11 protein-coding genes are annotated in these 12,102 nt (G+C 64.4%); 3 read left to right on the top strand and 8 right to left on the bottom strand.

Features of this window, described 5'->3' with window-relative positions; genetic code table 11:
• The first annotated feature begins 309 nt into the window (after positions 1 to 309).
• The gene (locus Q5762_RS14390) at positions 310 to 1,299 is read left to right on the top strand and encodes an ATP-grasp domain-containing protein (protein WP_315892461.1); all 990 of its coding nucleotides are present in this window, start codon (positions 310 to 312) and stop codon (positions 1,297 to 1,299) included.
• A gap of 341 nt (positions 1,300 to 1,640) precedes the next feature.
• On the opposite strand, the gene Q5762_RS14395 is transcribed toward Q5762_RS14390, so the two are convergent.
• From Q5762_RS14395 to Q5762_RS14430, 8 genes are all read right to left on the bottom strand, one after another.
• Positions 1,641 to 2,723 (bottom strand): MerR family transcriptional regulator, encoded by a 1,083-nt coding sequence (locus Q5762_RS14395; RefSeq protein WP_399495167.1) that lies wholly within the window; start codon positions 2,721 to 2,723, stop codon positions 1,641 to 1,643.
• A 208-nt stretch (positions 2,724 to 2,931) separates the two neighbouring features.
• On the bottom strand, positions 2,932 to 4,422 hold the full coding sequence (lysX, locus tag Q5762_RS14400; RefSeq protein ID WP_315892463.1) for a bifunctional lysylphosphatidylglycerol synthetase/lysine--tRNA ligase LysX: 1,491 nt from the start codon (positions 4,420 to 4,422) through the stop codon (positions 2,932 to 2,934).
• A gap of 222 nt (positions 4,423 to 4,644) precedes the next feature.
• Positions 4,645 to 5,907 carry an aminotransferase class I/II-fold pyridoxal phosphate-dependent enzyme gene (locus Q5762_RS14405; protein WP_315892464.1) on the bottom strand — a complete coding sequence of 421 codons (1,263 nt, stop codon included), beginning with the start codon at positions 5,905 to 5,907 and terminating at the stop codon, positions 4,645 to 4,647.
• Entirely contained in the window at positions 5,904 to 6,734 is an 831-nt protein-coding gene (locus Q5762_RS14410; protein ID WP_315892465.1) for a hypothetical protein, read from the bottom strand. Before Q5762_RS14410 ends, Q5762_RS14405 begins: the two co-directional genes overlap by 4 nt.
• Positions 6,734 to 7,429 carry an SDR family oxidoreductase gene (locus tag Q5762_RS14415; RefSeq protein ID WP_315892466.1) on the bottom strand — a complete coding sequence of 232 codons (696 nt, stop codon included), beginning with the start codon at positions 7,427 to 7,429 and terminating at the stop codon, positions 6,734 to 6,736. The genes Q5762_RS14410 and Q5762_RS14415 overlap by 1 nt, the downstream gene beginning before the upstream one ends.
• 2 nt (positions 7,430 to 7,431) lie before the next feature.
• The gene (locus Q5762_RS14420; protein WP_315892467.1) at positions 7,432 to 8,136 is read right to left on the bottom strand and encodes a hypothetical protein; all 705 of its coding nucleotides are present in this window, start codon (positions 8,134 to 8,136) and stop codon (positions 7,432 to 7,434) included.
• Positions 8,133 to 9,098 (bottom strand): radical SAM/SPASM domain-containing protein, encoded by a 966-nt coding sequence (locus tag Q5762_RS14425; RefSeq protein WP_189468234.1) that lies wholly within the window; start codon positions 9,096 to 9,098, stop codon positions 8,133 to 8,135. Before Q5762_RS14425 ends, Q5762_RS14420 begins: the two co-directional genes overlap by 4 nt.
• A complete protein-coding gene (locus Q5762_RS14430) occupies positions 9,095 to 9,943 on the bottom strand; it encodes an aminoglycoside phosphotransferase family protein (protein WP_315892623.1) in 849 nt (282 codons plus the stop codon). The genes Q5762_RS14425 and Q5762_RS14430 overlap by 4 nt, the downstream gene beginning before the upstream one ends.
• Before the next feature lie 911 nt (positions 9,944 to 10,854).
• Between Q5762_RS14430 and Q5762_RS14435 the strand changes: the two genes are divergently transcribed.
• Together Q5762_RS14435 and Q5762_RS14440 are read left to right on the top strand one after the other, a co-directional pair.
• A complete protein-coding gene (locus Q5762_RS14435; RefSeq protein ID WP_315892468.1) occupies positions 10,855 to 11,340 on the top strand; it encodes a hypothetical protein in 486 nt (161 codons plus the stop codon).
• A 43-nt stretch (positions 11,341 to 11,383) separates the two neighbouring features.
• Complete coding sequence (locus Q5762_RS14440; RefSeq protein WP_315892469.1) at positions 11,384 to 12,088, top strand: hypothetical protein; 705 nt, start codon at positions 11,384 to 11,386, stop codon at positions 12,086 to 12,088.
• The last annotated feature ends 14 nt before the right edge of the window (positions 12,089 to 12,102 follow it).

The following is a 12,102-nucleotide window of genomic DNA, read 5'->3' on the forward strand; positions in this document are numbered from 1 at the left end:
CAACGCGCACCCTAAGGGCACCCGGCGGAAGGAATGGGGGTCGTCTCCTCCACCGCTCGACAACCACTGATTCCGTGTTGCTCCGGCGCAGCGGTCATGGCGAACTGTGCACAGGGCCGGGAAACACATGATTCCTCTGCCGGACTCGCCGGCCGCATCTCAGATATTCGATCCCGAAGAAGGTCTGCTGCATGCTCATACTTTCGGCCAACATGGAGGTTCAGAATCGTGGCTAGTCGACGTGAGGCGGTAGTCGCGCCAATCCCCTCAAGCGATGACATTCCGTTCGCATACCAGGTTATCGCTCGCGTGGCGCCCCGGCTGGGCATTGAGTTGGAGCTTGAGCCGTGGGGCGGCGAAGCTGCCCGGCTCGGGTTCCCAAATGGGCAGATCGCCTACTTTCGCCATGGCAACCTCGATATCAACCGCTCAGGTAGTGCCGACCTCGCTCGGGACAAGTACGCATGCGCGCACTTCCTCGCTAACGCTGGTATCCCAGTTCCATCGAGCTTCCCGATCCGCGCACTTGACGAGGTAACGAACGAGAGGCTAGAGAGCTTTGTTGCGCAGCACTCTTGGCCCTTCGTCGTGAAGCCCAATAGCCGCTACGGCGGCCAGGGAGTCGAGAAGGTCGACAACATGCCGGCCTTGCGTTACGCCGTGAAACAGGCGTTGCACATAGACAAGATCGCGCTGGTTCAACCTTTCGTTCGGGGCCAAGATGTCAGAGTCGTGGTGCTCGATGGTTCACCGATCGCAGCGTACAGCCGTATCCCGCCGGTGCTGATTGGTGACGGCAGACGTGCGATTCAGCTACTCCTCGAAGACTTGTATGCCGATGCCGATGGTGAGCCTGCCGGGCTGGCAAAGCGGCTCCCAGATCACGATGAAGCCTCAGCCCGGCTGGCGAGACGGGAGGGTGGGCTGCATCGTGTACCTGGCAGCGGCGAGCACGTTCCCCTCACGGACGCCGCCAATGTCGCGACCGGGGCGGACGTAGTCGACCTGTCTCAGGAACTCCCGGCGGATGTGCTGGCCTTGGCGGTCAGCGCGGCCCAGGCTGCGGGACTGCGCCTGGCCGGGGTGGACCTCCTGGTCGACCTCGGGATGGAACAGTCCGACCTCGCCCACTCCCGGGCCCACCGCAATGTGACGGACGATGGCCTCGGCGACGGACAGTGCGTCGTCTTGGAGATCAACAGTGCCCCTGAGCTCGACGGCTTCGCCTCGCTCGGCGACAGCCAAGCCGCTCTCGTTGAGCATCTGTACGAAACGATCCTGCTGGAAATAGGCAGATAGGCGACATCCAATTCCAGAACTGCCCGCCTGGTGAACTCCAGGCCCCGCCCGGCCTGTTGCGCGCTACCCTCCCTGTCCATGGCGGACCGATCCGGAGCCTGCATCAGCGGCTGGTGGGGGCCGAGGCGTCGAGGGTGGCTGCCTGACGCCGGGCAGTAACCGTCGACGTCGCCGGGCACTGGATCTCCGAAATTGGTGCCACCAAGGGTGCACAACGACCGCCGGTCGCAACAATCTCACCGCAGCCGTGCCAAGTGGCTTCCACAGGGCGGAAGATCCTACGAGCTCACCCCCCGACCGGTTTGCGCAGGGCGAGCGGTCGGGGGCATCTGCCCCCGCGGCTAGTTGTCCAGGCTGACCGGCATCAGCATCGAGAACGTGTTCTCGGTGTCGGATCGGCGAATCGCCAGGGGCGCGGTGGGAGCGCCGAACTCCAGAATCAGTTGGTCTCGGGCCCCGGCAGCGAGCGCGTGCAGCAGGAACTCGCGGTTGACGGCGACGTTATTCGGGTCGTCGTCACCGTCCTCGCAGACAGTCACCGAGCCGTCGGTCGCCACCTTGAGCACGCTGAGGTCGCAGGGCACGCAGTCCTGCTTGCGTACCTCGCTTGCCCGGACAGGGCCAGTCTCCAGCGCCTCACGGAAAGCCGGCACATCGACGAGTGACCGGCGCCCTGCTGGCAGGCGGACGAGGCGACGGTAATCGGGGAAGTCGTGATCGAGGCACTGCCCGGCCGCCTGCCGGTCACCGGTCTCCAACGTCATCCGGGCACCGTCCACGGCGAGTTGGAGGGGCTCCTCGCCATTCAGCAGCGCGCGCATCGCGTCGGCAAGCGGGATGGGCACGGTGACCTGCACGCGGGACCCGCCGTGCCCGGCGGTAGCGGCATGCGCGACAGCCATCCGGTACCGGTCGGTGGCCACGACTTGGAGTGATTCGCCCTCGATGTCGAACAGGACACCGCCGAGCATGGGCAGTTCCGGGTCGGTACTGGCGGCGAACCGGACCGCGTCCAGGGCGGCGGCCAGCTCGGGTGCGGAGACGGCCATCCGGACTGCGTCGGTGTGGAGCAAAGCCATGGGATTCTCCCTGCGTTCGAGTATTGCTCGGACCGCGGAGAACTCAATGCGGGCATCGGACAGCCCCAGTTCAAGACGGCACAGGTGCGCCTGAAGCAGCTTGCGCACCAGGTCAGTGTCCGCACTGGACCAGCCCGCCAGTACCAGGCGAATGTCCGCCAGCGGCATACCGGCCCGGCGCAGCCGGGCCAGCAGCTGGGCCTCTTCCAGCTGTTCGGGGCCATACCAGCAATAGCCGCTCACCGGATCCACCCAGGCCGGGGCCAGCACACCGGCACCGTCGTAGAACCGCAGCGCGCTCACGCTCAGTCCGCTGTCCTGGGCCATCTCACCGATACTGCGCATCTCGCTCTCCACGCCCAGAACTCTGAGCTCTCGACCAGGTCGAGAGTCAACCTCAGTCGGCCAACTCGAACACCGAGAACAGTGTGCGGGTTCGGAGACCGCCAAGGGGGACTAGGAGGCCGCGAGCTCCTCACTTCCAGTTGTGCTGCAAATGGCCCCTGCGTCGGCTTCACGCAGGGGCCACATGAACTGGAGCGCCGGGGACGAGTCAGCTGGGCTTCACCAGAGGGAACAGGATGGTTTCGCGGATATTCTTGCCTGTGAAGGCCATGATCAGGCGGTCGATACCCATGCCCATGCCGCCCGTGGGGGGCATGCCGTATTCCAGGGCGCGGAGGAAGTCCTCGTCGAGTTGCATAGCTTCCGGATCGCCGCCCGCGGCGAGCAGGGATTGCTCCGTGAGGCGTCGGCGCTGCTCGATGGGGTCGACCAGCTCCGAGTAGGCGGTGCCCAGTTCGGCGCCGAAGCCGATCAGGTCCCACTTCTCCGCCAGGAGCGGCTCGGAGCGGTGCTGACGGGTCAGCGGCGAGGTTTCGACCGGGTAGTCCATGACGAACGTGGGCTGCATGATCGTGTGCTCGACGAGTTCCTCGAACACTTCCTGAACGAGCTTGCCCTGCCCCCACTTGGCGTCCCAGGCGACGTCACGGGCGTCAGCGAGCTTGCGGACGTCCTCGATTGGGGTGTGCGGCGTGATCTCCTCACCGAGGGCGTCCGAGACCAGCCCATAGACGGTTTTGCGCGGCCACTCAGCGAGGCCCAGGTCGTACTCCGCGTTGTCGTGGACGACCGTGGTCGTGCCCAGGGCGGCCACGACGGCCTGCTGGATCGACCGCTGGGTGAGGTCGGCCATGTCGTTGTAGTCGAGATAGGTGCCGTAGGTCTCGAGCATCGTGAACTCGGGGTTGTGCGTGGAGTCCGCACCCTCGTTCCGGAAGTTCCGGTTGATCTCGAAGACCTTCTCGATGCCGCCGACGACGAGCCGCTTCAGGTACAGCTCGATCGCAATCCGGAGGTACATCTCCATGTTGTAGGCGTTGATGTGGGTCTTGAACGGTCGCGCCGCCGCGCCGCCGTGGATCCGCTGGAGCATGGGCGTCTCGACCTCGAGGTAGCCCTCGGAGTGCCAGAAGTCCCGGATCGCCCGCACGGTGTCGCTACGCAGGTGGGCCATCTTGCGGGACTCGTCGTTGACGATGAGGTCGAGATACCGGTAACGGACACGCGCCTCGGGATCGGTGAGGCCGGCGTGCTTCTCCGGTAGGGGGCGGAGGCACTTCGACGTGATCGCCCAGCTCTCCGCCATGATCGACAGTTCGCCACGCTTGGACGAGATGACCTCGCCGGTCACGCCGATGTGGTCGCCGAGATCTACGTCGTGCTTCCATGCGTTGAGCGCCTCCTCTCCGACGCCCGCGAGGGAGATCATCACCTGGATGTCGGCGGTTCCGTCACGAAGAGTGGCGAAGCAGAGTTTGCCGCCGATCCGCGACAGCATGACCCGTCCCGTGATCCCGACCTTCTCCCCGGTCACGGTGTCGGCTTCCAGCTGGGGGTATTTCCCCCGGACTTCGCCGATGGTGTGCGTGCGCGGGTAGGTCACCGGGTACGGTTCGATGCCGTTCTCACGGAGTCGCGCCACCTTCTCCAGACGGACACGCATCTGCTCCGGGGCGTCCTCGTAGATCTCGTCACTCATGGCACAAGGATAGGCGGAAACGCTCTGCGTCTTCGCCGTGGTTAACGGTCTCCTGCACGGCCAAGACCAGCTTCTGGACAGCATGTTGGCCACCGCTTTGACTGCTCGGAGCCTCCGCACGGTTTGTCACCGTCGAAGCTTCGGCGTCTTCCAGCAAGCCGAAACGGCTCACCCGTGGGTCGAGTGAGGTGGCGCGAGAGATCAAGACTGGCTCTGAACAGGTCAAGCGGCACTTCCCGCGTAGCTATTCAACAATTCCATGAGTTCAGGTGCCTGCGACGAGACGTCGTTGATTCGTTCGAGGAGCCCGTCAATCTGCTCGCTGGTGTGCATGGCTGACACAGTGAGACGGATACGGCATGTCTCCGGGGAGACCGCTGGCGGGGTGACGGCGACGCACCAGTACCCCTTGTCGAGCATCAGCTCCTCGAACTTTGCCGCTGCGTGTGGTGTCCCCATGTACAGGGGGACGATGGGCCCGTCGCCGGATGGGTGGATACCCATGCGGGCCAGGCCAGTTCGCAGTCGACGCACGTTGGCCCAGAGGGCTTCGCGGACTCCCGGTTCGCTTCGAAGGATGCGCAGGGCCGCTATGGTCGCTGCCGCCTGCTCTGCCGGCAGACTTGAGGTGAAGCGGTAGCCTGAGCTGAAGGTGCGGAGCATTGCGATCGTCCGCTCATCACCCAGAACCGCTCCTCCCATGCCCCCGAAGGCTTTGCTGAGGGTGGCAACTTGGACGGGGATGCGGCCGGTGAGGCCGAAGTGGTTGGCGGTACCAGATCCGTCGGCACCGTATACGCCCGTGCCGTGAGCGTCGTCCACCAAGAGGACCGCTCCGTGCGCATCGCACAGTTCGACGAGGCGGGGGAGATCCGCCAGGTCGCCGTCCATGCTGAATACCCCCTCTGTGACGACGAGGATGGCGCGGCCCCGGTATGCGGCGAGGATGTCGGCCAGGTGGTCGGCATCGTTGTGCCGGAATCGAACCCGTTCTCCAGAGGATTCTCGTGCGCCCATCTGGATGCTGCGGTGACACATCTCATCGTAAATCACCACTGGTCGGCTGCTGGGCGACGGGGATCCATACCAGCGGCGCGCTAGTTCACCGGCATCGAGGATGCCGTGGACAGCTGCGATGTTGGCCAGCAGTCCGGTTGCGGTGATGAGAGCCGACGGCTGCTTCTTGAACTCGGCGAGCTGGTCTTCGAGTTGTTCGAGTAGGCCGAGGTTGCCGCCGAGGCGGCGGGATTCGCTGGTGGCGTGGGTGTGCTCGTGCAGTGCTTGGGTGGCTGCGGCCTTCACTTCGGGTCGGTGGTTGAGGCCAAGGTAGTTGTTCGAGCAGAAGGAGACCACGGTGCTGCCGTCGTGGAGGCGTACGTGCGGTGTGGGCAGAGTCTCGCTCCGGCGCTCTGGCGGGAGAAGTCCGCGGCCGGCCAGCCAGTCATGGGCGGTGTGAAGGTCGGAGAACAGCGGTGGTGTGTTCATATGGCGAGCCTCAGGCTGGAGGTCACGGTGAGCAGGGGCGCGGCAAGGAAGCCGTCTTGATGACGGGCGGCGAGGTCAGTGGTCCAGCGAAGGAGCTCGTCGTCCTCGACTCGGAAGCTGTCCTCTCCATGGCGTGCTAGGACTCCGCGCGTGGACAGGTCTGCTAGCGCCTTTCGGCAATGAGGGGCTTCGAGTTCTGTGAACCTGCGATAGCCGGGATGGACGCCGAAGCCACCGCTGGGGTGGTCCTTGTCAAGGATGCGGGCCATGACGTCGTCGGCGTCGAAGTCCCGGCCACTGAGGTCGGGCAGGCAAAGGGCCACGATGGTGGACCATGCTTGCCTACGCAGTCCCGCGAGGACGTCTCTGTTGCCGGCTACGTGTCGGCTGAAGGCCAAGGCGCCCATCCAGGCCAGGTACCAGGTGTCCTCGCTGCTGTTCCAATAGGAGTCGCCCAACTGCTGGGGAAGCAGCGGTTCTCCGTTGATCACTGGGATGCCGCGGCCTGCTGCTGCGTCGTGTGCCTGGTCGACGGTGAAGTATTCGCCGGGGTACCGGAAGTCGGGGCGCATCCCATGCTGGTGATGCAGGCTGCGGTAGTCGTCGATGAAGCTGCTCAGGCGGTCAAAGAGCGCGTCGTCAGGCCTCGTGCCAGCGGGGAGGATGACGTTGACGTCGATGTCGCTGTCTCCACGGACGGCGGCCCCGAAGGGCAGGCTTCCGCTGGTGAATGCCACTGCCGCCTCGGGCAGGTGGAGTTCGACCAGCTTGCCGAGTTGCTCGTGGATCCTGTCGGCCTCTTCCACATCGATGATCTCGTGGTGCATCACAGGTCCCCCACCGCATTGTTGACGAACAGCGTCTCGACGCAGGCCTGCGGAGGAAGCTGAATTGCCGCGACTGTCAGTTCAGCGATGGACTCAGGATCCATGAACTCCTTCTTCTCTTCGGGCTGCAGATGGTCGTACGAAGGTGTATCGACCGAGCCTGGCTGGACACTCGTCACCCTGATGCGGCGTGGCCGGAGCTCGTCGCGCATGCTTGCGGCGAAGCCCTCCAGCGCGTGTTTGGAGGCGCAGTACAGGGACCAGTCGGCGAAGCCCCTGCGGCCTGCGATGGAGGAGACGAAGGTGACCACTGCCTTGCCGTCACGCAGCAGAGGCGTGAACGCCTGGGTGGAGAAGATCGACCCGGCGACGTTGGTGTCGAAGAGTTCGTCGTACTGGGCGCGGCTGGCGGAGCGAAGTGGGGTCGGGTAGCCGACTCCTGCGCACAGGATCAGCGCATCCACGTGTTCAGCGGAGGTTGCCACAGCGTGAGCCGACTCGTTGACGGCGTCGAGATCACGAACATCGACATCGTGCGTACGGCAGCCATCGTGATCGGCGTGGACGTAGTTACTGGCCCGCCTGGCAAGGATGTGGACGTTCCAGCCGAGGTTGAGTAGCTGGGTGCTGATTGCCTCGCCGATTCCGAGGCTGCCTCCTGTGATAACCGCGACACGCTTGGTGGTTTGGTTCATCACTAGCCTCCGGTCAGGTCCTCTTGGATGGACTGGCATAGGTCGTCTACGGCAGAAGCGATCCGCTCCGGAGTGCTGGTGAACACATCACCGTGGCGGTTGTGATCCGAGATGACGAGCAGGCATCGCACCTGGTGGCCGGCGAGAGCGGCGGCGGAGAACAGGTGGGCACTCTCCATGTCGACGCAGTCAGCCGCACCCGTGAGCTGCTCGTGGAGAAGCGTGGAGTCGGCCAAGCATCCGACCGTTGCGGCAACTGCACCGGGCGCCAGCGGCTTGGCCGGATGGCTACGGCTGTGGAGCGATAAGTCCGAGGGGCAGGGCTGCTGGCCGGACACTCCGCTAGAGGGGTCTGCGATAAAGGCAGACACCGGATCCACGGTGGCCCCGATCGGTTGGTTCCGCAGACCGCCTGCCAGGCCGACGAACGTGATCCGCGTCGTTTGGGGAAGGGCGAAAACGATGTCCTTGGCCGCAGTTCCTTGAGGAACGTGTACGACGGCAGCATCCCCGAGCAGGGAAGTACGCCACCACCCGTCACGCTCCGTTCCACCACGGGCTAAGGCTGTGTGGATGGTACGGATGGGGGTCAAGACCACTTCGGGACCGAGCCAATCGCAGCCGAGCAGCGTCATACGTGCCCGCCGCCGCCACTGCTCGTCCGGCACCTGCACCGTGCTGACGACGAGTCCTCCCTGTCCGGTCATGACGAGATCACCGGCAGTGAGAGCATCGGAAGCGGGCAGGCTGTGGCCAATTCCCGGACAGGGCTCATCATGGCTTCCACACCCGCGCACAACTTGGTGAAGGACGCTTCCTCCAGGTTTCCCAGACGGAACCGGTCCGGGTCCAGCTTGTAGAGCCATGAGCACGTGGACAGGTCCCCGTTCGGCGCCACGAAGAACACCGACTTTCCCGCTGGGCACCCCTCGACATCGCTGGGCTGCGGCTTTCCGAGGCTGTGATCGATCTGCATCCCGAGCTGCTCGTACTTCGCCTGGAGTTCCGTGAGCTCATCGAACAGTTTCTGCTTGCGCCCGGCGGGCAGCGCCAGCTCCGGGTGACGCGCCGCTCGCCCCGCGGGGAACACCGAGTTGATCACCAGCGCCTCAACGCCCATACGGGCCATCTCGGCGCAAAATTCAGCTATGTGATCGACGTTCCCGGGGTGGACAACATGGGATACCCGAACGGGAACTCCAGCAGCGAGGAGTCGTTCAACAGCAGCTATAGCCCTGTCGAATGATGCCGGCTTAAGGCGCACGAGCGCCTGAGACTCCCGGTTGTGTCCGTCTACGCTCACGGTTATTCGACGCAGCGCCGTCCCGGACAGAGCATTGGCGACTTCCTGGGTGATGAAGTAGCCGTTCGTGTTGGCATAGACTTCGGCCACTTTCGGGTCGATGGCGCCGATGATGTCAACGAGATCGTCCCGGGCGAACGGTTCGCCTCCGGTCAGGTAGATCTCGGTCACTCCGGAAGAGGTCATCTCCCGTACGGTGTCGAGAAAGCGGGGGGTGCTGAGATCGTCCGTGCGGGAGATCTCCGGTGAAGAGTCTGACAGGCAGTGCTTGCACGCCAGGTTGCAGTAGTTGGTGGCTTCCCAAACAACCGTGGCACCCGCGGCAGGGGGGCGGAATCGGCAACGATCCCCGGCTGTCTTAGTCATACTTCTCCCCTTTCAACTGCTTCGATCCCAAGGGCCGCGTTACTGAGCACGGCTTGTTCGAACCCATCCGTTTCCGGGCGCTGACGGTGATGCCATGCCGCGCACTGGACCGCCCATAGGGCGATGGCGCCGGCCATGCGGTCAGCCAGGAGCATCCCTGTTCTCTCTTCCATCATCAGCCGCCCCTGCCGCAGTAATCCCAGGCGCATGGTTTCTGGCAGTCGCACGGAAGGCGTCAGGCATAGGGCCGCGAGATCATGCAGTGGATCTCCGGGCCCGTAGAACTCGTAGTCCAACAGCCACGCCCGTGGCTGCCCAGGATCGACAAGTACGTTGGGCGGGGTGGCGTCCCCATGGCAAGGAACTCGCACCGGGTTCTGTATCGCCCTGCGAAGTGCTGGGGTACTGGCTGGCGCGTGAGAGGCGAGAGCTTTGCCCAACTCGGCTTGCAATTCACTGATTTGAGGTGGCGGGTCATCCGGCCACGGGCCAGGGAGGCCTACGGAGGAAACCATCACCTCCAGCACTACTTGCATCCATCTGGCAGGGTCGCCGGCCGCTGGGTCGTCGAGCCTCACGCCGGGGAGCTCCTCCATTACCAATGTCGGCGGATTGCGGCGATGCCCCAATACGCGCGGAGCAAGACCGTCCGGCATCTGTTGCAACGCGCGCAGCTCCCGCTCATACGGGCCCGAAGCGGCGTACCGCTTGACGTACCTTGCAGCCTTCGTCCCCGCACTGCTCGCTCCGGGTACGCGCCAGAGCGAACGTCCCGACCGGTCAACACGGACGGGTATCCATCCTGCGGCGCACTCGTCCTCGCTCGAGATTTCCACCGAGCCCATGTCCACAGGAAACTCCTCGACTACACATTTGATGCATGAAGGAAAATTCCACTGGCGCTATAACGGCTCCAGGCGGCCGTGCGGTTCACCGTGCTGCGGCAACTCTGCTTGACCTAGGGTGAGTTGGCACATCACACCCGTGATATCACTCTGGCAATGCGCCGCACCGAGAAGGCGTACGCCAGCTCGGCGAGCTGAGGTCGACGCCCGTTCCGCAGGCCAGAGTCGCGTTAGCTCGTGGCTGCAAGATCAAGCTGGTGAGCTCGGGTGGGGCCTGTAGGCCGTCGAGCATGCAGACGATCTTGTCGATGTTCGTGAGGCGACGCGTACCTGATTCCAGCATCGACAGGAATCCCTGACTCAGTCCGGTTAGCGTGACCATGTCATCTTGGCGGAAGTTGCCGATCTCCCGTACGAGGGTGCAGAGAGCCCCGAAGTCCCGAGTCTCTAGCGCCTCCTGGACGCGCCCATCCGCCCACACTTCCGGCGGCACGCAAAGTGGCACCAGGGGCGAGTCGCCAGGGGCTCGAAGGCATCCACTGCAGCGGGTCTCACGGTTGTAGCGGCTGAGGCGGCAGCCGCACCGAGAGCATCGACGGTCGCGCTCGGCGATCACGTCGGTCCTGGCAGTGAGCTCTCTCGGCACATTCGGCATCCCCTCGTCGCTGTCAACCAGGCAGGCTTTGCGTTGAGCCGGAAGCGTTCACTCCCCCTGCAGCCGCGAGCTCAGGCCGGGGACGAACACCCCCTCTCGATCGACACTCTGTAGCCGGACGGTTACCTTCAAAAGGGCGGACACGGGGGCACTCTGTGTGCCCCCTCTCTGTCCTCACGGTCTGCAGGCGTGGCGCGAGGCATGCGTGCAAGACTCGGCAGGAAGGGACGTCTGACGGCTTCGTGGAGGGCACAACATGATCGACGACCGTCCCCGCTGGGCGCAGCGCATGGAGTCTGAGCGTGCCGCCCGCGGCTGGAGCCCTCTCGACGCCGCCCGCGCCATGCGCGCCCATTCGGACCATGAGCTGCCGGACGAACGGACGCTCGCGCGATCGTGGCGCCGCTGGGAAGCCGGAACGGTCGAGCCCCGAGACCACAAAGCTCTGATCTCGGCTGTCTTCGGCACAACCACCCACGCGTTCTTTCCGATGGACCATCGCCGGGATGGAAACATCGAGGTGCTGGATGTCTCAGGCATGGACACCGTCGAGATCGTGGCCCGGTTGCGGGCTTCGGATATCGACGAGGCCACCCTGGACGCGCTCCGCATCACGGTCGAACAGGCTTTGCACGGAGTACGCCTACATGCCTGGCGACCAGCTGTTGATCGAAGGCAGAGCATGGCTCAACCGCGTGGTCAGCATGCAGCACCAGCGGCTCACACTCGGACAGCACCGTGATGTCCTGTCCCTCGCAGGAATGCTTACCTTGCTCGTGGGCTGCGTGGAGTACGACAGCGGGGGCGCAGCCCGCACCCATGCGGAGGCCACCCGGCAAGCAGCCCTGACTATCGGACGCGAGGTCGGACACGCCGGTATCCAAGGGTGGGCACATGAGATGCGAGCATGGTTCGCGCTCACGACCGGAGACATGCGCGGCGTCATATCCGCAGCCGATGCTGGCCTCGCCGTCGCGCCCGCTGAGTCCGTCGCCGTCCAGTTGCTGGCGCAGAAGGCCAAGGCGTGGGCCAGGCTCGGCGACAGGCGCCAGACTGAAGTCGCGCTCGACGCCGGCCGCACCCTCCTGGAATCCATGCCTTATCCGGAGAATGTCCAGAACCATTTCGTAGTTGATCCCGGAAAGTGGGACTTCTACTCCATGGACTGCTATCGAAAGGTCGGCGACAATCAGATCTCTGAGACCTTGGCACGTGAAGTTCTGCGAGCCGGGGTGGACTTTGACGGGGCCGAGCGTTCCCCGATGCGCAACGCCGAAGCGCGGATCACCCTGGGCGTCGTCGCTGCTCGGGAAGGCGACCTAGAAGTAGCCCTCGCCTATGGTGATCAGGCGTTGCGGGGTGACCGACAGTCCCTTCCTTCGCTGGCCATGGTCGCCAGTGACTTGGGTGCAGTTCTCACCCAGCGATACGGCAGCGACCCTCAAGCGCGAGAGTTCATCCAACATATGCGTTCTCTGGGTTCACGCTGATTAGACGTAAACTC

The sequence above is a fragment of the Streptomyces sp. P9(2023) genome (assembly GCF_032436795.1).
Classification (GTDB): domain Bacteria; phylum Actinomycetota; class Actinomycetes; order Streptomycetales; family Streptomycetaceae; genus Streptomyces.